The sequence below is a fragment of the Caballeronia sp. LZ035 genome (genome assembly GCF_031451175.1).
Taxonomy (GTDB): domain Bacteria; phylum Pseudomonadota; class Gammaproteobacteria; order Burkholderiales; family Burkholderiaceae; genus Caballeronia.
In genome coordinates this window covers 1,280,008-1,302,307 of sequence record NZ_JARUXS010000002.1, presented here as the reverse complement: position 1 = coordinate 1,302,307, position 22,300 = coordinate 1,280,008, and the positions used below count along the sequence as shown (strand labels likewise).

Here is a 22,300-nt window from a genome sequence, read left to right as displayed (position 1 = left end):
CTCCTCGAATTTGCTTTGTGAATGCCGGATTTCATGCAGCGAGCGGATGCGCGTTCTGTTCGTCCCACCAGACGGTCACGCGCGCGCCGGGACCGGCACGCTGCGGGTCGTAGTCGGCGTCGCTGATGACCGACACGAGTTCGGGCGAGCCGTCGAGCGGAACGAGCGTCATGCGCAGGTGCGTGCCCTGATACTCGGCCTCGCGCACCGTGCAGGCCAGTCCGCCGATGCGCGAGACCCCGCTCTCGCTCGCGCTGGTGCCAGGCATGCTGCCTTGCGGCGCGATGCGCAGATGATCCGCGCGCACCGTGAAGAGGCGTCCGTGCGTGCCAAGCACGTTATGGCCGCCGAGAAAGCGTGCGACGAATTCCGTGCGCGGCCGGTTGAAGACATCGAACGGCGTGCCGCTCTGTTCAATATGACCGTGACTCATCACGACGACGAGATCGGCCAGCGCCATGGCTTCTTCCTGCGAATGCGTGACATGCACGAAGGTGATGCCCAGTTCCTTCTGCCAGCGCTTGAGTTCGGCGCGCATCTGGACGCGCAGGAACGGATCGAGTGCGGAGAGGGGTTCGTCGAGCAGCAGGCAGCGCGGTTCGTTGAGCAGCGCACGGGCGAGCGCCACGCGTTGTTGTTGACCACCGGAAAGCTGTGCGGGCCTGCGCTCCGCATAAGGCGACATCGCGACGAGATCGAGCAGTTCACCCGCCCGCTTCCTGCGCGCTTCCTTCGCGACGCCGCGCACCTTGAGGCTGAAGGCGACGTTGTCGAGCGCGGAGAGATGCGGAAACAGCGCATAGCTCTGGAACACCATCGCCGTGCCGCGTGCAACCGGCTGCTCGCGCGTGACATTGCGTCCGCCGATCAGCACGTCTCCCTCCGAGACCCATTCATGGCCCGCGATCATGCGCAGCGTCGAAGTCTTGCCGCATCCAGACGGACCGAGCAGGCAGCAATACGCGCCGCCGGGAATGCGCAGGTCGATGGCATCGACGGCGAGCGCATCGCCATAGCGCTTCGTCACGTGCACGAGTTCGATATCGGCTGGGCTTGCGTGGACCACGGTGGATGCCGGCTGAACCATGAAGGCTTGTCCTGTGTGAAGACGCGTGGAGGATGCAGCGCGCAAGCCATTGCAAGACATATGCCATTCGCAATGCGCAGCGTGACGACGCAGTGGAGGACGATGCCCCGCGACGCATGCTCGATAACGCATGTCGACGAATTGGCGCACATATTGCACACGATTTCGCCACGCGATCGTCGGCATGCAGGCGGAGTCTGCGTGTGCGATCGAGGTGCGGATAACGTCCGCAATGGGGCATGACCTGACCAAACCGGTTCATCCGGAACCCACATGAACGACTTCGAATCGTTGCAGACGCATGGGCGCTTCGCCTATCGCTCGATCCATGATGGCGATGGCTACCGCTGGCCCAACGGCGCCAGTCTCGCTGTCTATCTCGGCTTCAATCTGGAACACTTCGCGTTCGGCGAGGGACTGGGCGCCGCGCTCGGACCGCTGTCGCCGCAGCCCGACGTGCTCAACTACAGCTGGCGCGAGTACGGCAACCGCGTGGGCGCATGGCGCTGCATCGAATTGTTCGATACGCTCGACATGCCTGTGAGCACGCTTATCAACACCTCGCTTTACGATCACTGTCCGGAACTCATCGAAGCCTGCGCCGCGCGCGGCGACGAGCTGATCGCGCATGGCCACACGAATGCGCACCGCCAGAGCGATCTCGACGAAGCAGGCGAACGCGCGCTGCTCGCGCATTGCCGCGCGCGCATGGCCGAGCGCTCGGGCGTCGCGCCAACGGGATGGCTCTCACCGTGGATCTCCGAATCGCGGCGCACGCCGGACCTGCTCGCGGAGACCGGCTATCGCTACACGCTCAACTGGTGCCACGACGACCGTCCGGTGCGCATGAACACGCGCGGCGGTCCGCTGTGGTCCATTCCCTATCCACAGGAACTCAACGATCTGCCGATGATCATGGCGCGGCAGATGGACATGCGCGACTTCGCCGACATGATCGTCGACCAGTTCGACGAGATGCTCGAACAGACGCAACGCGCGCGCGAACCGCAGGCGCTGGTGATGGGCATTGCGCTGCATCCTTATGTGGTCGGGCAGCCGTATCGGCTGCGGCATCTGCGGCGCGCACTCATGTATATCGCGTCCGCGCGCCAGGACATCTGGCTCACGACGCCCGGTGCGATCGCCCAGCACGTCGATACGGTGGTACCGCGCATGGCGTCCGTCGCATGAAGCCGCGCGAGGCAAGCGCCGACGCGCGCATCTATCGCTCCATCTTCGAAGGCGTGCTGAGCCGCAAGCTCACGCCCGGCACGAAGCTGCCCGAACCGGAACTCTGCGCGCTGTTCGGCGTGGGCCGCGCAGTGGTGCGGCGCGCGCTCGAAAAGCTCGCCTATGACGGCATCGTGGTCCTGCGTCCGAACAAGGGCGCCGTGATCGCGCAGCCGACGCGCGAGGAAACCCGCACGATCTTCGAGGCGCGTCTCGGCGTGGAGCGCGCGCTGGTCGAACTGGCGGTGCAGCGCGCGACGCCCGCCGACATCGCCACGCTGCGCGAGCAGTTGCACGAGGAACACGAAGCCATGCATCGTTTCGATCAGCCTTCATGGGCGCGGCTCGCGAGCACCTTTCATCTGCGCATCGCGGCGCTTGCCGGCAATACGATTCTTGAGCACTATCTGACGGAGCTGGTGTCGCGCTGCTCGCTGATCGTCGGCGCTTACGAGTCGGCGGGGCATGCGCCTTGCGAACACGACGAACACACCGCTATCCTTGATTGTCTCGAAGCCCGCGATGCCGAAGGCGCCATTGCGCACATGAGCGCGCATCTGCGTGCACTGGAGGCGCGTATCGAGACCTCGCGCATGCCGGGCGCCAAGGGACTCGCGCATCTGCTCGGCATCGACCCCGCATGACGAACCGCAGTGGAGTGACATGGAAATAGACTTCGAAGCGATCACCGAGTATCAGCGCTACAAGCTGATGGCGAGCCTCATCGTGCCGCGTCCGATCGCGCTCGTGACGACGCTCGGCGCGGACGGCACCGTGAACGCCGCGCCGTTCTCGATGTTCAACATGCTGGGCGAGGAACCGCCCATCGTGATGCTCAGCATCAACCGGCTGGCGGACGGCACCTTGAAGGACACGGCGGTGAACATTCCGCGCGAGAAAGAGTTCGTCGTGCATCTCGCCGATGAAGCCATCGCCCAGCAGATGCATCGCTGCGGCGAGCGCTTCGCCGCCGACATCTCCGAACTCGACGAAGTGGGCTTCACAGCGCTGGCTTCGTCGCGCGTGAAGCCGCCGCGCATTGCGCAGGCGCCAGTCGCATTCGAATGCGAACTGTGGGAGACGCTGACGACCGCGAGTCGCCATATCTTCATCGGCAAGGTGCTGATGCTGCATGCACGCGACGAACTCATCGATCTCGATTCGTGGCGCGTGCGGCTGCAACATTACTTTCCGGTTGGCCGCTTCGGCGCGAGCGACTACATCACCACGCGCGAACGCTTCCAGATGTAAGGCCTGCGTGAGCGCACGTCAGGCCTTGCCCGCGCCGCGCATCGGCAGGCTGTTGAGCAGCGCCTTCAGGTCGTCGATGTTGAAGGGCTTGGCGAGGATCGCAAAGCCGGTGCGCCGTGCCTGTTCGAGCTGATCCGCATAGCCCGTCATCAACGTGACGGGCTGCTTCGGGCGACGCGCCTTGATCCATTCGGCGAGCTTGATGCCGTCATAGGCGCCGGGCATCTGGATGTCCGAGAGCACGAGGTCGAATTCGTCGCCCGCTTCGAGCACGCGCAATGCCGCGTCGCCCGACGGTTCGTGACGCGCCTGCCAGCCGAGCACTTCGAGCACCGCGCACAGGCCCGCCGCGACTTCCTCGTTGTCTTCCACCAGCAGCACCGTGGAGGAGGGCGCATCGCGTGTGACGCTCGCGACGGGCGGCGCGTCGGCGGGTGTGTCGTCGTCGCCGGTCCAGTGCGGCAGATGGATGACGACGGTCGTTCCATAACCCCACGCCGAGTTGAGCTGCGCGCCGCCGCCGGCCTGCTCGGCCATCGCCTGCACTTGTGCAAGGCCGAGCCCCGTGCCGGCGCCCGCGCCCTTGGTCGTGAAGAGCGGCTCGAACGCATGCTTGGCCACTTCGGGCCGCATGCCGGTGCCGCTGTCCTTGCACGAGATCACGACGTACTCGCCGCCATCCAGTCCTTCCTGTCCGTCCATATGGCGCACGTTGCTGCACTGGATATGGAAGGTGCCGCCGTTCGGCATGGCGTCCTTCGCATTGACGGCGATGTTGATAAGCGCCGAGTTCAGTTCGGTGGCATCGACGCGCACAGGCCAGGTCGCTTCCGGCACGCGCGTGTGCACGCGAATCTTCTCGCCCACCGATGCATGGATCAGCGGCTCCGCTTCCGTCATCCAGCGGTCCAGATGGATGACCTGCATCTGCAAGGGCTGGCGGCGCGCGACGCTCATCAGCCGGCGCGCGAGTGCCTGCGCGTTGACCGAGGCGCGCTCCACGGCGGCCACTTCCTTTTCGAGACCGTTGAAGCGCTTGCGTCGCGCGATCTCCATGTTCGAGGTCACGACCATCAGCAGATTGTTGAAGTCATGCGCGACGTTGGCGACGAGATTGCCGAGCGCGCCCATGCGCTGCATGCGGCGCGTGGTGGCCTCGGCGCTACGGCGGCGCGCCAGTTCGCCGCGCCAGTTGCGCCAGGCCGCTTCTTCCGCGCGAAGCCGCCGCAACGAGAAGCCGATCAACACCCACACCGCGATGCACGGGATCAATGCGATGGACGCAATCGACACATCGCGCCGCCACCATGCGAGCCGGATATCGTGGATCGAGAAGCCCGCGGCGGCATACAGCGGATAGCCGCCGACGCGCCGCCATGCGGACAGTTTCTCGTCATTGTCGAGTGGCGAGACGTAGCGCATCAGGCCCTCGCTCGCTTGCAACGCGAAGGCCTGGGCGAGCACGCCATGGCGATCGGGCGCATCGGGCGCGGTCGGGGCGGGGAAGCGCGCGAGCACGCCGCCGTCGGCGCGATGCAGTGCAAGCGTCAGCGCGCGATCGTTCAGCGAGAGCTGGCGATAGAAATCGATCAGATAGTCGCGCCGCAATGCAATCGAAATCTCGCCGAGAAAACGCCCGTCCTGCGCGAAGCGCGACGTGAGCGTGCTGATCATGTCGGTGTTCTTGATGCGGCCGCGTTCGGGCATCGACACATGAAACTGCGAACGCGTGTCGCGCGTGGCGATGAAGTCCGCGCGATCGCCGATCGACACGTCCGGCACCGGCAGGAAGCGGCTGCTGACGAGGAGCTTGCCGTTGCTGTCGAGAACCGAAATGGCCGCGATTTGCGGATGACTTTCGACGAGATGTTGCAGCTTGTCGTGCAGCTCCGTCTGGCTGCGCGCGATGAAGTCCGCATCGCCGCTGCCGAGCATCTCCTCGACGCGCGAGATCAGTTCGCGATTGATGCTGAAGACGGTGTCCGCCTGCTGGTCGATCACGCGCACGAGCCGTTGCAGTGATTCGCCGGTTTCGCTCAGCGCGCGTCCGTAAGTGTAGTAACCGTACAGGGCGAAGAAGGCCAGCGGAATGGCGATGGACGCAGCGAGCGCGGCAAACAGGCGCCTGCGCGCGGCGCGAAAGTCGAGAGGCGGCAGTGCAGGCAGCGGCTCCGCAGTGCCGAAGCCGGAAAGTTCTTCTGGTTCTTCCATGACGCCAGTGCAGGCAGGTACGATCGACAGCATGAACCGGTCGGCTCGAAGCGTCGTCGATGGTAGCACGCGTGCCGTCACGCGCCCGGCACGGTCGTGCGTTGCGATCAGCCGCGCGTCACCATGCTTACGCCGGCTTGCGAGGCCACGTCGTCCAGGCCCTTCAGCGTGTCGGCGGGCAGATAAAGGCCTTGCTCCAGCTGCGATTCCTGCGTCCGCACTTCCTTTTCGCCGGGATAAAAAATCTCGTCGGCACCTTCCGCGCGCGGCGCCGACTTCAACGCTTCGACGTACTGTTCCATGCGGGCCTCGAAGGCATCGAGCGGCTGGAACGCGGCGATGTTCAGCGCAATCATCAGATGCCCGACGTTGCTGCGCCCGACCGGTTCATAAGGACCGCGCACGTCGTCCAGGAAGCCGCTGCCCGACAGCACGCCGGACAGCACGTCCACCATCGTGCCGATTGCATAGCCCTTGTGCCCGGCCATCGGCAGGATGAAGCCCTTGAGGCCCTCCACCGGGTCCGTGGTCGGCCGGCCGCGCACGTCGATGGCCCAGCCTTGCGGAATCGTTTCGCGCCGCAACTGCGCCAGCACGATCTTGCCGCGCGCGACGCCCGAGTTGGCGACGTCCATGACCATCGGCGGATAACGGCCGGCGGGCGCGGCCACCGACCACGGATTGGTGCCGATCAACTTCTTGAGACCGCCCCAGGGCGCCATGTTCGGGCCGCCGTTGGTCATCGCGAGCATGATGCAGCCCGCTTCGGCGCCCATGCGCGTGAAATACATGCACGTGCCGAAGTGATTCGAATGACGCACCGACACCGCGCCGATACCATGCGCCTGCGCGCGGCGGATCGCATCGAGCGCGGCCGTCCGGGCGATGACAGGACCGATGCCGTCGTTGCCGTCCATCACCGCGATCGCGCCGGCATCGACGGGAAAGGTCGGCTGCGTGACCGCCTTCATCGCGCCGGAGCGCAGGCGCGCGTAGTACCAGCCCAGCCGCAACACACCGTGCGATTGATGGCCCCACAGGTCGGCCTGGACCATCGCATCGGCGGCCAGAAGCGCATCTTCGGAGGGCGCGCCCGCGGAACGGTAAACTTGCGAAATGAATGCGCGCAGCGCATCGGGATGCACGCGGACGAGTGCGGCGTCGGTCATGAGCGAAAGTCTCCGTTGTGGGGCGTCGAACACTCTTTAACAGGTTGAGCTTTCGTCCGCCCTGCATGGGCGTCAGACCGCGCAGTCAGGCTGCCGGCGGACCGATCGAAGCTTTCGCTTGCTGCGTCGCGATTCGCCATGGTAGAAGCACCGCATCGATGCGCCGTAGAGCGGCGCGCCATCAACGGAACAGGAGCACGCAGTGAGAAGGACCGCCGAAAACAAGCTCAAGGTGGTCGCAGTCCGGGTCGATCCGCAATTCGAACAACGGCTGCGACTCCTCGCAGAAGTGACGGGACGCAAGCAGTCGTTCTTCCTTCAGCAGATGATTGAAAACGGCATCGGCGCGCTGGAGGACACCTGGCTGCCGCCCGACGTGCTGGAACAAGTGCGCAGCGGCGCGTTGCCGACGCCGAAGGACATGCCCCCGACCGCCGATCTGTTCGGCACGGAGCACGCGGAGGAAACGGATTGAGGCCGGCTGAACGGGAAGGGATCGAGGCGCGCTTCGTCGATAGCGGCGCAGCGGAAGGGAGCGGCGTGCTCGGGCGGGTCGTATTCGGTGCGGCGAGCGCCGCGCCTTGCCTGGAAGACGGTGTGCCGACGCTCTGTCTGCACATGGTCGACGACACGCGCGACAGCTTCGCCGAAATCTGGCGCACATCCGGCGAAACGCGCTGCGGCATGGAGAACGGGCTCGTCTACGGTCACGATGACGCCGTGCTCTTTTGCGCGGGCTTCATTCCGGCCGGTGAAGGCTATACGGATGCCGCGCAACGGGCCTATGCGGATGCCTTCGCGCTCGTCCGCACGCTCGACTTCCCGACGATCTTCCGCATGTGGAATTACATCCCGGATATCAATGGCGAGAATCCGGACGGGCTCGAGGTCTATCGCGATTTCTGCCGGGGACGCGCGCTCGCGTTCGAAGCAGCGGACGCGGGGCAGGCGGGCATGCCTGCGGCCACGGGCATCGGGACCTGGGGCGAGGGCGTCGGCTTCTACTTCCTCGCCTGCCGTGACGACGACGCGAAGCACATCGAGAACTCGCGGCAGATGCCCGCTTATTGCTATCCCGAGCGTTATGGTCCGAAGCCGCCGAGCTTCGCGCGGGCCACGTACCGGCACGGTGCGCTGTATGTGTCGGGCACGGCGAGCATTGTCGGACACGAAACGCTGCATGCGGGCGATCTGCTGAAACAGTGGGACGTGGCTACCGACAACGTGGCGCACCTCGTCAGCGCGGGCAATCTCGCGGCGCACGGCGTGACGGATGGCTACACGTTGCAGGATCTCGATCAGATCAAGGTCTACTACCGGCGCGCGGATGATCTGCCGCAGGTGATGCAACTGGCTCGCGATACGTTTCATCCGCGCGCCGAGGTGCGCTTCCTGAAGGTCGATATCTGCCGTACGGATCTGCTCGTCGAGATCGAAGGAATCGCGAGGCACCGCGGCTCAGAGTGAAGCCGACTCGCGCAGGGTCTTGAGCAGCAGACCATGCAGGCCGTCGACCGCCTTCGAGCCGCGCGAATCGCGGCTGCGATAGACCGCGACCTGCATCGGCCCGAGCGGTCCCAGGCCTTCCTCGCTGCCGAGTATGCGCAGATGTCCGGGCGCGCTGCATTGCGTGAGCGCCGCCACGGCGAGGCCGCTGTCGACCGCCGCGATCTGTCCGGCGAGACTCGAGCTGTGATAGACCACCTTGTAGCGTCTTCCCTGCTGCGCGAGCGAATGAATCGCGCTCTGACGTGCAAGGCTCGTGCTTTCATAGACGGCGATCGGCAGCGGATCGCGCCGCCATAACTCGAACTGCGCCGCGCCGACCCAGACCATCGGCTCGTGAAAGAGCAGCGTGCCGCGCCGTGCGTGATCGCGCGAGATCAGCGCGAGGTCCAGTTCGCCGCTTGCCACGCGCGGAATCAACGAAGTCGACTGCTCGCACGACAACTCGATCTCCACGCCGCTGTGACGCGGCGCAAAGCGCTTCAGCACGGGGGTGAGGTACTTCTCCGCGTAGTCGTCGGGCACGCCGAGGCGCACGCGTCCGGTCAGCTGCTCGCCTTGCAGCGCGACCTGCGCCTGCGCGTGCAGGTCGAGGATGCGGCGCGCATAGCCGAGCAAGGTCTGGCCGTCCTGGGTGAGTTCGAGCGTACGCGCGTTGCGCTCGATGAGCCGCAGCCCGAGCGCGCTTTCGAGTTTCTTGAGCTGCATGCTCACCGCCGATTGCGAGCGATTGACCTCGCCGGCCGCGCTCGACAGTGAACCCGCATCGACCACTGCGACGAAGCACTTGAGCCAGTCGGTTTGCAGATCGCCTTGTTTCATCGTTCTGGTTATTTTCGATTTTCGAATGGATGCCAGATGAATTATGCGCTTTTCTGACACGTCGATGCGGACCACACTGGCTGCATGAATTCGAACCCGCCCATTCAATCCGCGACGGCTGGCCTCGCGAAGCCGGCCATGGCATCCGGCGTCTTTCCCTTCGTGCTCGGCTGTGCGTTGCTGGGCACCATCGGGCTCTTCGTGCATGAAGCGCACGCCGATCCGTTGACCGCCACGTGGTTTCGCTGCGTCTTCGGTCTGGTCGGCCTGACGCTGTGGCTCGTGCTGCGCGGTCAGGTCCGCTTCCTCCGGCTCAACGGACGAACCGGGCCATGGGTTTTGACAGCCGGCTCGCTGATGGTGCTGAGCTGGGGCTTGTTTTTCACCGCCATCGAACACATTCCGACAGGCATGGCGATCGTGCTGTTCCATGTGCAACCGGTGTGGGTGCTGGCGCTCGGCGCGCTGTGCCTGGGCGAACGCGTCGGCAGGCGACGCGCCGGCGCGGTCGCCGTAGCGATGATCGGCCTCGTGCTTGCAACCGGCGTCATCGGGCACGGAGTAGACGGCGAGGGCTATTGGCTCGCGGTTGCATCGTGTTTGCTGGGCGCGTTCTGCATGGCCTGCGTGACGATCATCGCGCGCCGTCTGCGCGAGCTGCCCGCCGGAACGCTCGCGTGGTGGCAATGCGCGATCGGCACGTTGACGTTGTGGATCTGGCCCATGCAGCACGGCTGGCCCGCATGGGGCGCGTCATGGCTCTGGCTCGCGGGACTCGGTGTCATCCACACGAGTCTTGCCTACACCTTGATGTACAGCGGCATGGCGCGGCTGAACACGGGGCGCATCGCCGTACTTCAGTTCGTGTATCCGGCGGTGGGCATCGTCATCGATTGGCTGTTGCTGAATCAGCGTCTCGGTGGCGTGCAACTGATGGGCGTGGTGGTGATGCTGATCGCGATCGGGCTTGCCGAACAGCGTCGTCGACGCTCGTAGCAACTAACTGTCCCCCGCGCATGCGTCTTTGAATTACGCATGGACCCGCCTTCGAACCTCACGCTTGCATCACAGCCATTCGATCATTCAAGCCTTCGCGTGTTGCTCGCGGCATTGCGCATTGAACACGCGCTTCGTGGAAGCCGGGTTCTTCGCCAGCTTGCCAGCGGGACGTCGCGGACGCGCGACGAGTTCGCCGCCGCAGTTCGGGCATATGCCGCTCAGCACATGATCCGCGCAGTCCTTGCAGAAGGTGCACTCGAACGAGCAGATGAGGGCATCGGTGGCATCGGGAGGCAGGTCCTTGTCGCAGCATTCGCAGCCGGGGCGCAGTTCGAGCATCGTGAGTCTCCTTGGTATCGACATTGGATCGACATGCATTGAACGCCATGCACGCATGCCATGGCCGTCGCCGAATCATAAACGCTGACCTTGAGCGGTCGAGCATCCCCGCTGCTCATTCTTATCCACGAATGCCGCGTACCTTCGCGTGATACTGCGCGGCTATCGTGCCGACATCGCTTGCTTCTTCGAATGCCGCACGCTGCGCCGGACGCATCTCCCCTTGCTCGCGCACTTCGCCCGGCGCGCACGCGAAGCGCTCCCGGAACGCGCGATTGAAAGTCTTCTCGCTGCCGAATCCCATCGCATAAGCAATTTCGGCAATGCGTTCGTGTCGATGCCGCGGAGCGACCAGACGCCGCATCGATTCGTCGAGACGGCGGTCACGGATATGCCGCGCGACGCCGCCCGCCTGATCGAACACTTCGTACAGCGCCGTGCGCGACACGCCCAGCGCGCCGCGCAGCGTGTCCGCGCCGAGCGTCGGATCGGACAGGTTCTGCTCGATGTAGGACAGCGCCCGCGCACGCAGCATCGGCGCGAGTCGCGGATCGTCCTTCCGCACTTGCAGACTGGTTTTCGGAATCAGGCATGCGCCGAGCAGTTCGAGCGTGGCTTCGGCGGCGAGCGCGGCCTGCGCGTCGTCCATGTCGGTCGCGAGCTTCGCCAGCGAGCAGAGATGCGCGGCAATCATTCCGCCGATCGGATCCTGCGCATCCCAGCATGCGCCGTGCAGTCGCGCGCCAGCCGGCATGCGGCGATCCAGCGCCGCGCGCGGAATGCTGAGCGTGAGCATCGGCGCATCGCGGGCAATGCCGATGTTTTCCACCGCCATGTCGCGGATCGCGACGCTGTTCACCGGCACGCGCTGCTCGCCATCGACGGATTCGGACGTCAGCGCGCCGCCCAACAGGCAATGCAGCAGGTAATGATCGACGCCGCTCGTTGCGATACGCCGCCGCGTGCGCCGGAACTGGACCTCGTCGCCGGCGCCGTGGTGCGTCATCAGCAGCGCGCCGCCCAGATCCCAGGTGCGCATCGACGCCCGGAACGGCACGTCGCGCGGCCGGTGAATCTCGTACATCGGCCTGAGGCTCTCGCGCCAGATTTCCTCGGCGGCCTGGGCGTCGATCAGCGCACTGTCGAAATGGAGCGGTTGCGGCATGGAAAAGGTCGGCGGCGGCGGGCCGATGTCTCGTTATGTGTTGAATTCTTTTGTGATTTTCCGTGTTATCGGCGGTTTTAAGCTGAAGCTTAAGTGATGTCCAAGTGTTCGCAAGTGTTTGCGGCTGTCTCCGTGTGAGCGAGCGCTGCAAGACACTGCCGGACGATTTGGGAAGATTTTGCGGACACTTTGTCCGACGGGGACGGTGTCGGTCGGGGATCATGGCCGGTACACGAACCCAAGCAAACCTGAGAGAGAAACCGAAAGTCCGGAGCCGGCGCGCCGATAACATCCATGCAAACACTTACCTCGCGCTCTCGAATGGCGCGGGGACTAATAACAGACCTGACGGGGTATTGGATGAAAAAAACGGCTCGGACTGCCGTGACGGCGTTGCCATTGCTTCTTGCCGCCTGCGGCGGCGGTGGTAGCGGGGATGGCGGTGGCGCGGCGCAAACCACGGGTGCGACGCAATCGAACAAGGGCAGCGGCAGTGGCGACTCGACCCAGAAGCCTGTCGCCTTGCCCACGACCGCTCCCACGAACGATCCGGCGGCCATCGCGCTGTTCACTCCGGCGGGCGCGGCGGCGGCGCCTGCGACCGCCACGACCGGCGACATCGTCAACGATTCTTTCGCCTACATCAACGCTCGCCGCGCGGAATTGAACCTCAGCGCGCTGAAGTATGTGTCGGCGGTGGGCGTGGCGGCAGCGAATCATGCGCGCTACATGCAAGCGGCCGGGGCCATCGGTCACTATGAAACGGCGGGGCAGCCGTATTTCTCGGGCGTGAAGCCTTCGGACCGCGTCGCGGCGGCCGGCTACACGACGAACTCGACGGGAGAAATCGCGGCGGGTTATGGCGGCGGCTTCCTGAATTCGACCCAGGCCATCGACGCCCTGTTCGACGCCCCGTTTCACCGCTCCATCTTCCTGTTCGACACGACGAGCGTGGGAATCGGCCAGGTTCCGACCACCGATCCCACCCAATACGCGACCCTGGTTGCCGATTTCGTCGATTACGTCGCGGCGACGCCGGACAACCGGCTGATTGCCTATCCGTACGACGGCCAGACGAACGTGAAGCCATCGTGGATCGCGAACGAAAGCCCGAACCCGATGGCGCGCGTCCCGCAATACATCATGAAAAGCGTCGGCTATCCGGTGACGCTGAATGCTTCAGGCAATGGCGCGTTCTCGAACGTGCGCTTCGCGATCACCGACGCTTCCGGCAGCGCGGTGCCGTGCGAAGAATCCGACAACACCAACAACGAAGACTCGACCCGCCTCGCGCTGTGCGTGCCGTACGCGCCGTTGGCGGCGAACTCGAAATACTTCGTGACAGTGACCGGTTCACTGACGAACACCTCGATCACCACCGCCACGGCGTTTTCCGTGAGCTGGTCATTCACGACCGGCGCGGCGCTCGCGGCGACGAACAAGGCGCAAGGCCGCTCGCGCCTGCCAACGGTGCTCGAATGACCAAGCGGCCTTTCGGGGGATTCAACTGTCATGTGCTTGCCATCATTGATCCGGAGGACGTTGCGGCGAAGCAGGCGCGCGGAAGCGTGTGCATCGGCTGACGCATTCACTGAACCGGCGGTCACCGGACCGTCGTCGATCGAATACCGGGAATCGCATCGTGGCTATCTGCTGCGCGTGAGCGCCAATCAGGCGGGGCGGTATGTGCTGATCGTCGAGGATCCGGTGGGCGGAGAGCCGTGCCCGCTGCGCAATCTGCACGAACTGGACGGCCGTTTCCCGCATGATGGTTTCGCCGATCTGACCGCGGCCATCGCCGCCGTGCCGGTGGCGAAGCATGCCATCGACGAAGGTCTCAGCCGGCAGCAGGCCGCGTAATCGGCCATCGCTGCCCGTGCCGAAAGATGGATTGCAAGAACCGAAACGAATCGTTCGTTTTGTTGCTTATTCGACCCATTTCGGACAAATAGGAGAGAATACCGTCGACGTTCGCTAACCAGGACCGTGCTGAGCAAAGATGCATTTGCTTTGCGGCATTCGAGAAATCCTCATAGTGGCAATCGACAAACTCTCTCACCCGACTTTGAATCCACCGGCGGCGGCGAAGCCGGAAATCTCGACGCCGAACATCATCGTGCTGTGCGGCACGCTGATCGCGCTGGTCATGATGGGCCTGTGCGCGCTGGTGCTGTATCAGGGCCGTGTCGACGCGCTCGACCGCGCACGCGACACCTCGCGCAATCTGGCGCTACTCGCCGAACGCGATATCGAACGTAACTTCGAGCTGTATGAGCTGTCGTTGCAGGCGGTCGTCGAGGGTGTCGAGCGGCCGGAGGTGGCCGCGCTGCCGCCGGCTCTGCGCAACGACGTGCTGTTCGATCGCGCCGCGACCGCGCGCGACCTGGGCTCGCTGCTCGTGCTCGATGCGAACGGCACCATCGTCATCGATTCGAGCAGCGTCACGCCGCGCAAGGGCAATTTCGCAGACCGCAGCTATTTCACCGTCCAGCGCGACAACCCCAATGCCGGGCTGTACATCAGCAGTCCGTTCTCGTCGCGGCTGCGAGGCGGCGCACCGAGCATCGCGCTCAGCCGGCGGCTGAAAAACCCGGACGGCTCGTTCGCGGGCATCGCGATGATCACGATCAATCTCGATTATTTCCGGACGCTGTTCGCGGGTCTGTCGCTCGGACGGCATGGCGCCGTGTCGCTCATCAGCAAGGACGGCCTGATGATCATGCGTCAGCCGTTCGATTCACACGTGATCGGCCGCGACATTCGCGGCGCCGACACCTTCCGGCGCTTCCAGAACGCGCCGGAAGGCAGCTTCAGCGAGACCTCGTCGATCGACGGCACGCGGCGGCTCTACTTCTACCGCAACTTCCCGAACCTGCCGCTGATCATCATGGTCGCCGAAGCGGAGGAAGACATCTATGCGGCGTGGACGCGGCGGGCGATCATCATCGGCTCGTCGATGGGCGCGCTCGCGATCGGCTTCATCACGCTGTCGTTCGTGCTGGCCGCGCAGTTCCGGCGGCGCATACGCGCGGAGTCGGAGTTGCAATTGCTGGCGCGCACGGATGGCCTGACGGGGCTGCACAATCGCCGCACGCTGGGCGAAATCCTGGATCAGGAATGGCGGCGCGCGCGGCGTACCCGGAGTCTGTTCTCGCTGCTGTTCGTCGATATCGATCGCTTCAAGGCCTATAACGACGCCTATGGCCATCAGGCCGGCGACGATGCGCTCGCGGCCGTGGCGCGCTGTATCGGCGAGAACATCCGGCGGCCGCTCGATACGGCTGCGCGCTATGGCGGCGAGGAGTTTGTCGTCGTGCTGCCTGATACGCCCGCCGAGGGCGCCGCGCGCGTCGCCGAGACGATTCGCAAGGCGATCAGCGATCTGTCGATCGAGCACGCGGGCAGCGAGTTCGGCCGGGTCACGGCGAGCATCGGGCTCGCGAGCTGGCGGCCGGAACGCGACGACGATGTCAGCGCGCTCATCCGTGCCGCCGACGAAGCCCTCTATGACGCGAAGGCGCGCGGGCGTAATCGCGTGATGCGGGCAAGTCCGGGCTGAGCGTCGCGCGGCGGCGTTCAATTGCGCGAGCGCTTGTATCCGTCCTGCCTGTCTTCTCTTCACCACGCGCGATGCGTCACCAATGCGCGTGATCGAACGTTCGCACTCGCGCGAGCGGGTCTAGACTTTGCACCGGGTTGGCGCATCTTCGCGATGCCCGCCGCGCACAAAAAGAACCAGCAAAGGACGATCGACATGAGGCCGGGGATTGTCTTCAGGGAACCAGCGACGCGTCGGCAAGCAGCGCGTCGGATACCGCCGCAGCCGTCCGCCGGCCGTCGTGCCGGATGGCTCCAGTCATGCCGCGACAAAGCCGAGTGGATTGTCGCCATCGCTGCACTGCTCGTGCGCAAGCGCCCATTTGCCGAACGCGACATCCGATAGCTTGATGGATGTCGAAGGCCATCGACTCTCATGGGCCGATGTCCCGAGGCGCGTCCGTGTTCGTCCCTGATGCATGAATCATGCATGCATCGGGACGAGCGAGGCACGTTCGACGACCATCAAAACAAAACGATCCGACCAGCGCCATGCCATCAGACCGCAATTCAAATTGCAACTCAGACCGCAATCCGGAAGTTCAGCCCGACGGCCTGAGCATCATCAGCGATGAAGCCGCGTTTCTTGCCTTGAAGAACGAGTGGGACGCGCTCTGGAGCGCCGTCGAGGGACAGCATAACCAGGCCTTCGAGGTCTGCCGGTTGTGCTGGACGCGCGTGGCCGGTCCGCGTGGCCGGCGGCTGCATTGCATCGTGTATCGGGAGAAGGGCGAACTGGTGCTTGTATGGCCGCTCGTCAGTCATCGCCGCCTGTTGTGGAATGTCATCGAGCCGCTTACACCGGGCACGGCCGAACACAGCGCGATCCTGGCCCGCAGCGATGCCCGCGCGGCCATCGACGCTGCCTGGCAGGCCGTCACCCGGCAATGCCGCGGCGATGTGCTTGCGCTGCCCTATGTCGGCCGCGACACGCGGCTCGACCAGCTCGCGACACGCCATCCGGGCCTCGCAGAAGCCACCACCGACGTTTGCGCCACGGCGCTGCTGCGCGCGGAGCCGGACTGGGATGCCTATCGCGATTCGCTCGGCAAGCTCTCGAAGAAGAAGCCTGCCGCGCTCGAACGGCGCCTGATGAAAGAGGGCGCGCTCGAGATCCGCGAGCTCGCCACCGACGATACCGCCGCCCACGCGCAATGGGTCGACTGGATGCTCGCGCGCAAACAGGAATGGGCCGAGCGCTCCGGCAAGAACGGCCCCTGGCTGTACTCGAAGGAATATCGCACTTTCCTCGTCGATCTGCTCGACGGCACGCGTGACAAGCCGCTTGGCGTGATGTTCGTGATGACGCTCGACGGCGTGCCGCTCGTCGTCAATATCGTGGGGCTGGCGGATACGTCGGCGAGCGGTTTGATCGCCGGTTTCGATCCGGCCTTCGCGCGCTTCTCGCCCGGCGCGATCATGATGGCGCACTGCGTGAAATGGTGCTGGGACAAGCGGCTCGATCTCGACTTCGGCATCGGCAAGGAAGAGTTCAAGGCGTACTGGAGCCGCGGCAACGTCGACTCGACGCGCAGCTATCAGATCGCGATTTCAGGCTGGGGGCGCTTTGCCTTCCACGCGAAACTGCTGTCGAAGAAACTCAAGGAATGGCGCGCGAATCGCTCGCGCCGCCCTGTCGCCCCGGTGCCGTCCAGTGGCAACGGGGCGGAACATCCGGCAGCATGAAAAGGAAGCCGCGGCGCATGAACGCCGCGGCTTCAAGGAATCACTTCAGGGCAAGCAAAAAGGGCGGACATGATGCTTCATGTCCGCCCTTGTTCTTTCATGCGCCTGGCTTCATTCACGCAGTGGGAAGGAACCACTCGGACCGGCCCGGACGCAGCACGCGCTTGACTGCGCGCGCCATGGACCACACCGACTTGTGGCGTTCGATCACCAGGCGCGGCTTGAGCATCGGCTTGAAGCCGCAGAGGAAGCGGAACGTGCTGGCATTGGGAATGCCGTCGAAATCGAAGATCAGATTGCGGCGTTGGGCATCCTGGATCGCTTCCCAGATCAACACGCTGATGGCGCCCGCGTGCGCCCCGGGGTCGCGCGAGGAAAGCAGGTAGTAGGCGGCATGGGAATCGAAGGTCACGCCAATCGCGGCGACCAGTTTTCCGCTGGCATCGTAGGCGCCGAGCAGATAACCCGCGTCACGCTCGACGAATGCCTGCACGAGCCGGCGCATCAACTGCGTGCCATAGACGTTCTTGCGGCTGCGGACCGCGAGGTTCGCTTCATAGAAAGCGTTGAACTCCTCGGGCGACTCGATGCGCCGCGCCGTCAGGAACTTCTGTCCCGTGCGGATCAGGTTGCGCGTCTTGCCGTTGAGTCCTTTCCACAAGGCTTCGATGTCCCGGTCCGGCGCGAACTGCAAGGTATAGCGCGTGGCCACGGTGAAGCCGTTGAGTCCGAAGGCGAGCGCGTCTTCGATGCGCGGATCGAGGATCTGATAGAAGCTGTCCACCTCGGGAATCTGCGCGATCAGTTCTTCGGTGATGCTGATGCGGTCGAGCATCGCGCGGGTCGTGTCGCCCGTCGAAGGTCTGAACGCCGGTCCGAGCGTGCGCGTGAGCGGCGGCATCTTCGACGTGGTCCACCATCCCTTGCGTTGCAGCGAGTAGGGCATTTCGCCCACTATTTCGTTGCCGCGCCGGACGGTGGCCGCTTGCCAGTTGCCGTCGGTCGCGAGGTCGAGCCACCAGGGTTCATGGAAGATCGAGCGGGCGGGCAGCGGGTCGGCCACAAGGGACACAGTAGACTCAAGGGACGCAGGCGCTTCGACTTGAGCCGGCTGCGCCGTTATCGGTTCGATGCGGCCAGGCGTGGTTCGAAGATCGCTTTCGAAGCGAAACTTGCTGGACGCGGTCTTGCGGTTCGTCTCGAACCTCAGGAATTTACCGGCGAGTGACGATTCCATACATTCAGGACCATTGTCTAGTGTTGTGCGGTTCGGAACAGGTCGATACGTCGTATAGCGCTGTTCAAGGCAACATCGGGACGCGTGGCGTTGAAGCGCTGCAGACGACGCCGATCCCGAGTCGATGCGGTCTCGCAAACTACCGATACGCATGAGGCGAAAACTGCCAATGCATGCAAGGTGTTACCAAATGTTATCTGCTGGTGCATGGATGGATTGTTGTCGACCCCACACGTGGTAAACGTTCGCTGAAATCACGGCGGCGTGTGAGCCGTTCCACTCCACGCATCGCGAAGTCGCGTGCGTGCTTGAAGACTTGCTTGCTCATGTAGCCCGCTCGCCCCCAGCGCGTGGCGAGCACGACGAAGGACGCGCTGGCATAAGCTGCTCCCGCGCTCCACGAGGTCTTGTAGCGTTGTTCGCCGGGACCGAAGTCGAAGTCCAGATGACGTTCGAAGGCCCAGCGCACGCATTCATCAACGAGCACCGTCCCCGGCGACAGCTTGCGATGCGCGAGATCGTACGTATTGGCAACGAGGCTGACCGTGTCGCTGTCGATGGCGAGAATGTTCGCGGCAACGGGTTGTCCGTCGAGCGTGAGGACAAAGAGGCGAAAGGGCGAGTGCGCGCCTGCGTCTGCCGTGAGCAACGCTTGCCAGAAGCGCAGGCTCGCGGCGGAAAAAGTCCATTGGCTGTCTGCCGCTTTCTCTTCGGCCCACTTGCGCTTCTGCGCGACGAACCATTCGATCAACCCAGGCAGACGCACATCCTTAGGCTCGATCACGTCGATCGCAAACGCCCCGTGCTTTGCCATGCGGCGCTTCAGATACTCGGGCGCATTCCGCTCGCGCGCGGGTCGCGACCGGCAATACGCGAGCCAGTCGCGCTCGTCGCGCAGCGCGGCGAACGGCGTGGCTTCATCGACTTCGCGACGCATCATCGCGTGCTGCTTCAGACAGGCATGCAACGGTGAACTCTTGCGGATGCGCCACAGCTCGAACACGTCCGCGCGGCTCGTGCGCGCGGCATGGTTCCAGACGGCCTTGACGATGGCGTCGGCGTCGGGTTCGGGCGCGACGAGGATATCGCTCGGCGACTGATTGCGCGGCGCCAGCGGCTCCGCGAAGGTCCACCAGCGACGCACCGACGTCACCAGCGGCCACACCGCGACGAGCCGGCCCTCACGCCGCGCAACGACGCAATACAGCGTGCGCGCAGTGCCGGCATGTTCGGCCATCAGACTGCCGTGACAATACTCGAACGACTGGAAGTAGCGTCCCTGGGCGCGCTGCGACAGATCGGTCCATTCGTCGCGCAGCAGCCGAAACGTTTCTATATCGCGGCAGGCTTCGATGCTGAGCGCCCGATCCGCCGCGCGGGAGGATCCGGCGGGATGCGCGTCGCCGTCTTCCGATGTGCTGTTCATGTCTCCGGCCTCTAAGAGTGATTCCCCTGCCGGGCGCGCGGACGCGGCGTCCCGAGCGGAGCGATTGCACTTCTCGTGGTGCTTCATCGCGTCGTTGGAGAGTGGATCGGCGACCAGTTTCACGTGCGGGGCTGCACCGGAATATGCGCTGGATCACATTCCTGACAAACTGTAATAAAGCGCCGGAACAGGGCTGCGGCATAGGCGCGCGGTCGGATCATGAAGCTTGCGAGGGCGGTGGCGATGTGCTTGCGCTGCAGGGGCAAACAGGAAAGACATGCCGTTCAGGGCTGTGCGACGGCGGGATGCTTGGGTCCGTTGATGACCGCGTCGAGCCAGCTCAGGTCGTTGGCCCTGATCCAGCGCTTGTTGTGCAGGATCTTCTTCCCTCGCTGAGCCCACGTGTCCATCTTGCGGAGAAACGTCTCGCAATAGCGGGTTGCGGGGCAGACGATACCGGCCCAGGCATCGACGACCCAGCAGCCGTCGTAGTCCGTCAGCCTGACGTTATCCCTGGCGTGCTCGGGAATCTCGCCGACCAGCGTGAAGGCATGGCTGCCCTTGTCGTCCACGGCATGGATCGATGCCGGCACGCCGGCACGCCGGAGCAGGCGTGCCGCCGCGCCGCTCATTTCGCCGCAGTTGCCACAGCCCCAGATCATCGGCAGGACGAAATCGGGCGGCATGGTGCCATACACGCAATCCTGAAGCGCAATGACCATGTCGTTGGCGGCTTCGGCGCGCTGCACGCTGGCCGGATCGTCCGGACGGACTTTGTTGCCCGACTTGAAGCCGACCTTCCTGAACTGGTTGCGGACCATGGCGAAGGCCCGGCGCGAATAGATCTCGTCCGGCTCCGCGCCGCCCACTTCGTCGTCCAGCGCCGCACTCAAGTCCAGGTCATGACAGAACGCCTGCCATTCCGGCAAGCCCACGAGGTTGAGCAAAGCCTGCACGCGCGACCCGGCGGTCTCCGCTGCGACCTGTCCAGGCCCGTCGGACACGTCCGCGTCCTGCATGAGCGATGCTTCATCCTGCTCCGGGATGGTGGCGAGCGTGCGCTTCACAGGCACGGTTCGGAGCCGTACGGGGAATCGGTACATGAGGCGTTCCTGTGCTGAAGTTCAAAGCCGGCCGGGCAGGTCGAGCGGGCACGAGACCGATTCTAAGGAAGCGCGCTTTACGCTGACTATCGGCAACATAAATTGACGATGGCCGCGCTGGCAGAGGCTCCGCGCCGCGCTCAAGCCGATCGTCGAACGAATTGCATGCGAGTTAAGCAGTCGTTATACTGCGTCGGCGGTCTGGCCTGACCACTCTGATTGGCCTGACCAAAATGGAAACACTCCGGCAGCTGTTCGAAAGCAAGGCTTCGGTATCGCACCGAGGCGCTCCCAAAGAGGCGTGCTCAAGATGATGTCGCTCCATTCGTTCCTTCCGCATTCGGGCTGGGCCCGACACACCTGCTTTCCACCCTGCCGTCCATCCCGTCACCGCCGCTGAAAGCGGCGCAGTTCGATCAACAAGAACAGCAGGAGACAACGGTATGTTCCGCACAGGAATGCTGGCCACGGCCGCGCTGGCCGCTTGCATGCTCACCCAGGCCGCGCACGCACAGGTCGCCACCGGCGACACGTCGCAGAAAAAGATCGCGCTCTCCAACAGCTTCGCCGGCAACGCGTGGCGGCAGTCCATGCTCAAGAGCTGGAATACCGTCTCGCAGCAGGCGGTGACGGAGAAGAAAGTCGCCGCCGCGCCCGCCTTCACGACCGCCGAGAATCAGGTCACCGAGCAGGCGCAGCAGGTCCAGAACCTGATCCTGCAGGGCTATAACGCGATCGTCATCGACGCCGTCTCGCCCACCGCGCTCAACGGCACCATCAAGAAGGCCTGCGCGGCGGGCGTGGTGGTCGTGTCGTTCGACGGCATCGTCGACGAGCCCTGCGCGTATCGCGTGAACTTCGACTTCAAGGGCTGGGCCGAGCAGGGCGTCGAGTATCTGGCGGGGCGGCTGAACGGCAAGGGCAATATCCTGGAAGTGCGCGGCGTGGCGGGCATTTCCGTCGATAACCTGATGCACGAAGGCGTCCTCGAAGGGCTCAAGAAGCATCCGGACATGAAGCTGGTCGGCTCCGTCAATGGCGACTGGACGCAGTCCGTCGCGCAGAAGGCCGTCGCGGGCATCCTGCCGACGCTCGCCCACGTGGACGGCGTCGCGACCGAAGGCGAGATGTCGTTCGGCATCGCGCAGGCCTTCAAGGCGGCCAACCGTCCCGCGCCGCCGATGATCATCGGCAGCACCTATCCCGAACTCCAGTGGTGGAACGAGCAGACGAAGAGCGGCTATCAGTCGCGTTCGCTGTCGAATCCGCCAGGCGCGGTGAGCTTTGCGTTCTGGGTCGCGCAGCAGGTGCTGGCGGGCAAGAAGCTGCCGAAGGACGTGACCATCAACGTGCCACTGCTCGCGATCTCGCAGCAAGAACTGCCCGCGACGCTCGCGGCCACGCCGCCGGGCGGGATCGCCGACGTGACCTATACGCTGCCGCAGACGGTCGCGCTGCTCGACAAGAAATAA

Annotated in this window: 20 protein-coding genes; 11 read left to right on the top strand and 9 right to left on the bottom strand. The window is 64.5% G+C overall.

The genetic code is table 11. From position 1 onward, the window contains the following. Positions 1 to 31: 31 nt before the first annotated feature. Positions 32 to 1,087 carry an ABC transporter ATP-binding protein gene (locus QCE88_RS21535; RefSeq protein WP_309905912.1) on the bottom strand — a complete coding sequence of 352 codons (1,056 nt, stop codon included), beginning with the start codon at positions 1,085 to 1,087 and terminating at the stop codon, positions 32 to 34. A gap of 273 nt (positions 1,088 to 1,360) precedes the next feature. Here QCE88_RS21535 and QCE88_RS21530 point away from each other — a divergent pair, with 273 nt between their 5' ends. The 3 genes from QCE88_RS21530 to QCE88_RS21520 are packed head-to-tail and all read left to right on the top strand — an operon-like array spanning position 1,361 to position 3,568. Next, complete coding sequence (locus tag QCE88_RS21530; RefSeq protein WP_309905910.1) at positions 1,361 to 2,278, top strand: polysaccharide deacetylase family protein; 918 nt, start codon at positions 1,361 to 1,363, stop codon at positions 2,276 to 2,278. Further along, positions 2,275 to 2,961: a GntR family transcriptional regulator gene (locus QCE88_RS21525; protein ID WP_309905907.1), complete on the top strand. Its 687-nt coding sequence runs from the start codon at positions 2,275 to 2,277 to the stop codon at positions 2,959 to 2,961. The genes QCE88_RS21530 and QCE88_RS21525 overlap by 4 nt, the downstream gene beginning before the upstream one ends. 19 nt (positions 2,962 to 2,980) lie before the next feature. Next, entirely contained in the window at positions 2,981 to 3,568 is a 588-nt protein-coding gene (locus tag QCE88_RS21520) for a flavin reductase family protein (RefSeq protein WP_309905905.1), read from the top strand. Positions 3,569 to 3,586: 18 nt separating this feature from the next. Here QCE88_RS21520 and QCE88_RS21515 read toward each other — a convergent pair whose 3' ends face one another. Beyond that, complete coding sequence (locus tag QCE88_RS21515; RefSeq protein ID WP_309905903.1) at positions 3,587 to 5,779, bottom strand: ATP-binding protein; 2,193 nt, start codon at positions 5,777 to 5,779, stop codon at positions 3,587 to 3,589. 107 nt (positions 5,780 to 5,886) lie between these two features. Continuing rightward, positions 5,887 to 6,948, bottom strand: a complete 1,062-nt coding sequence (locus QCE88_RS21510) for an Ldh family oxidoreductase (protein WP_309905901.1) — start codon at positions 6,946 to 6,948, stop codon at positions 5,887 to 5,889. Positions 6,949 to 7,150: 202 nt separating this feature from the next. Between QCE88_RS21510 and QCE88_RS21505 the strand changes: the two genes are divergently transcribed. Further along, on the top strand, positions 7,151 to 7,423 hold the full coding sequence (locus QCE88_RS21505) for a hypothetical protein (protein WP_309905900.1): 273 nt from the start codon (positions 7,151 to 7,153) through the stop codon (positions 7,421 to 7,423). Next, entirely contained in the window at positions 7,420 to 8,415 is a 996-nt protein-coding gene (locus QCE88_RS21500) for an FkbO/Hyg5 family chorismatase (protein ID WP_309905898.1), read from the top strand. The genes QCE88_RS21505 and QCE88_RS21500 overlap by 4 nt, the downstream gene beginning before the upstream one ends. Here QCE88_RS21500 and QCE88_RS21495 read toward each other — a convergent pair. Further along, a complete protein-coding gene (locus QCE88_RS21495; protein ID WP_309905896.1) occupies positions 8,407 to 9,276 on the bottom strand; it encodes a LysR substrate-binding domain-containing protein in 870 nt (289 codons plus the stop codon). The two genes, QCE88_RS21500 and QCE88_RS21495, sit on opposite strands and share 9 nt — an antisense overlap. Positions 9,277 to 9,414: 138 nt before the next feature. On the opposite strand from QCE88_RS21495, the gene QCE88_RS21490 reads away from it, so the two are divergent. Next, complete coding sequence (locus tag QCE88_RS21490) at positions 9,415 to 10,272, top strand: DMT family transporter (protein ID WP_309905894.1); 858 nt, start codon at positions 9,415 to 9,417, stop codon at positions 10,270 to 10,272. Positions 10,273 to 10,359: 87 nt separating this feature from the next. Here the strand turns inward: QCE88_RS21490 and QCE88_RS21485 are convergent, their stop codons facing one another. Both QCE88_RS21485 and QCE88_RS21480 read right to left on the bottom strand, forming a co-directional pair. After that, positions 10,360 to 10,614, bottom strand: coding sequence for a DUF1272 domain-containing protein (locus QCE88_RS21485; protein WP_309905891.1), 255 nt, complete (start codon positions 10,612 to 10,614; stop codon positions 10,360 to 10,362). 121 nt (positions 10,615 to 10,735) lie between these two features. Continuing rightward, a complete protein-coding gene (locus tag QCE88_RS21480) occupies positions 10,736 to 11,779 on the bottom strand; it encodes a helix-turn-helix domain-containing protein (RefSeq protein WP_309905889.1) in 1,044 nt (347 codons plus the stop codon). Between the two features lie 360 nt (positions 11,780 to 12,139). Here QCE88_RS21480 and QCE88_RS21475 point away from each other — a divergent pair, with 360 nt between their 5' ends. The 4 genes from QCE88_RS21475 (at position 12,140) to QCE88_RS21460 (ending at position 17,062) form a co-directional block, all read left to right on the top strand. After that, on the top strand, positions 12,140 to 13,261 hold the full coding sequence (locus QCE88_RS21475; protein ID WP_309905886.1) for a CAP domain-containing protein: 1,122 nt from the start codon (positions 12,140 to 12,142) through the stop codon (positions 13,259 to 13,261). 60 nt (positions 13,262 to 13,321) lie between these two features. Then, on the top strand, positions 13,322 to 13,639 hold the full coding sequence (locus QCE88_RS21470; protein WP_309905884.1) for a hypothetical protein: 318 nt from the start codon (positions 13,322 to 13,324) through the stop codon (positions 13,637 to 13,639). 139 nt (positions 13,640 to 13,778) lie between these two features. Beyond that, the gene (locus tag QCE88_RS21465) at positions 13,779 to 15,338 is read left to right on the top strand and encodes a diguanylate cyclase (protein WP_409018179.1); all 1,560 of its coding nucleotides are present in this window, start codon (positions 13,779 to 13,781) and stop codon (positions 15,336 to 15,338) included. 530 nt (positions 15,339 to 15,868) lie between these two features. Next, positions 15,869 to 17,062, top strand: a complete 1,194-nt coding sequence (locus QCE88_RS21460; RefSeq protein WP_309905882.1) for a GNAT family N-acetyltransferase — start codon at positions 15,869 to 15,871, stop codon at positions 17,060 to 17,062. 115 nt (positions 17,063 to 17,177) lie between these two features. Here the strand turns inward: QCE88_RS21460 and QCE88_RS21455 are convergent, their stop codons facing one another. From QCE88_RS21455 to QCE88_RS21445, 3 genes are all read right to left on the bottom strand, one after another. Then, positions 17,178 to 18,134: a GNAT family N-acetyltransferase gene (locus QCE88_RS21455; RefSeq protein WP_309905880.1), complete on the bottom strand. Its 957-nt coding sequence runs from the start codon at positions 18,132 to 18,134 to the stop codon at positions 17,178 to 17,180. A 358-nt stretch (positions 18,135 to 18,492) separates the two neighbouring features. Then, a complete protein-coding gene (locus QCE88_RS21450) occupies positions 18,493 to 19,725 on the bottom strand; it encodes a GNAT family N-acetyltransferase (protein WP_309905878.1) in 1,233 nt (410 codons plus the stop codon). Between the two features lie 284 nt (positions 19,726 to 20,009). After that, entirely contained in the window at positions 20,010 to 20,828 is an 819-nt protein-coding gene (locus tag QCE88_RS21445; protein ID WP_309905876.1) for a hypothetical protein, read from the bottom strand. 443 nt (positions 20,829 to 21,271) lie between these two features. Between QCE88_RS21445 and QCE88_RS21440 the strand changes: the two genes are divergently transcribed. Beyond that, on the top strand, positions 21,272 to 22,300 hold the full coding sequence (locus QCE88_RS21440) for an ABC transporter substrate-binding protein (RefSeq protein WP_309905874.1): 1,029 nt from the start codon (positions 21,272 to 21,274) through the stop codon (positions 22,298 to 22,300).

Coding starts and splice junctions, on each gene's coding strand:
- QCE88_RS21510 (WP_309905901.1), bottom strand. CDS start 6,948: ATGACCGACGCCGCACTCGTCCGCGTGCATCCCGATGCGCTGCGCGCA.
- QCE88_RS21485 (WP_309905891.1), bottom strand. CDS start 10,614: ATGCTCGAACTGCGCCCCGGCTGCGAATGCTGCGACAAGGACCTGCCT.
- QCE88_RS21465 (WP_409018179.1), top strand. CDS start 13,779: ATGCATTTGCTTTGCGGCATTCGAGAAATCCTCATAGTGGCAATCGAC.
- QCE88_RS21450 (WP_309905878.1), bottom strand. CDS start 19,725: ATGAACAGCACATCGGAAGACGGCGACGCGCATCCCGCCGGATCCTCC.
- QCE88_RS21520 (WP_309905905.1), top strand. CDS start 2,981: ATGGAAATAGACTTCGAAGCGATCACCGAGTATCAGCGCTACAAGCTG.
- QCE88_RS21480 (WP_309905889.1), bottom strand. CDS start 11,779: ATGCCGCAACCGCTCCATTTCGACAGTGCGCTGATCGACGCCCAGGCC.
- QCE88_RS21515 (WP_309905903.1), bottom strand. CDS start 5,779: ATGGAAGAACCAGAAGAACTTTCCGGCTTCGGCACTGCGGAGCCGCTG.
- QCE88_RS21440 (WP_309905874.1), top strand. CDS start 21,272: ATGTTCCGCACAGGAATGCTGGCCACGGCCGCGCTGGCCGCTTGCATG.
- QCE88_RS21445 (WP_309905876.1), bottom strand. CDS start 20,828: ATGTACCGATTCCCCGTACGGCTCCGAACCGTGCCTGTGAAGCGCACG.
- QCE88_RS21535 (WP_309905912.1), bottom strand. CDS start 1,087: ATGGTTCAGCCGGCATCCACCGTGGTCCACGCAAGCCCAGCCGATATC.
- QCE88_RS21495 (WP_309905896.1), bottom strand. CDS start 9,276: ATGAAACAAGGCGATCTGCAAACCGACTGGCTCAAGTGCTTCGTCGCA.
- QCE88_RS21490 (WP_309905894.1), top strand. CDS start 9,415: ATGGCATCCGGCGTCTTTCCCTTCGTGCTCGGCTGTGCGTTGCTGGGC.
- QCE88_RS21530 (WP_309905910.1), top strand. CDS start 1,361: ATGAACGACTTCGAATCGTTGCAGACGCATGGGCGCTTCGCCTATCGC.
- QCE88_RS21525 (WP_309905907.1), top strand. CDS start 2,275: ATGAAGCCGCGCGAGGCAAGCGCCGACGCGCGCATCTATCGCTCCATC.
- QCE88_RS21475 (WP_309905886.1), top strand. CDS start 12,140: ATGAAAAAAACGGCTCGGACTGCCGTGACGGCGTTGCCATTGCTTCTT.
- QCE88_RS21460 (WP_309905882.1), top strand. CDS start 15,869: ATGCCATCAGACCGCAATTCAAATTGCAACTCAGACCGCAATCCGGAA.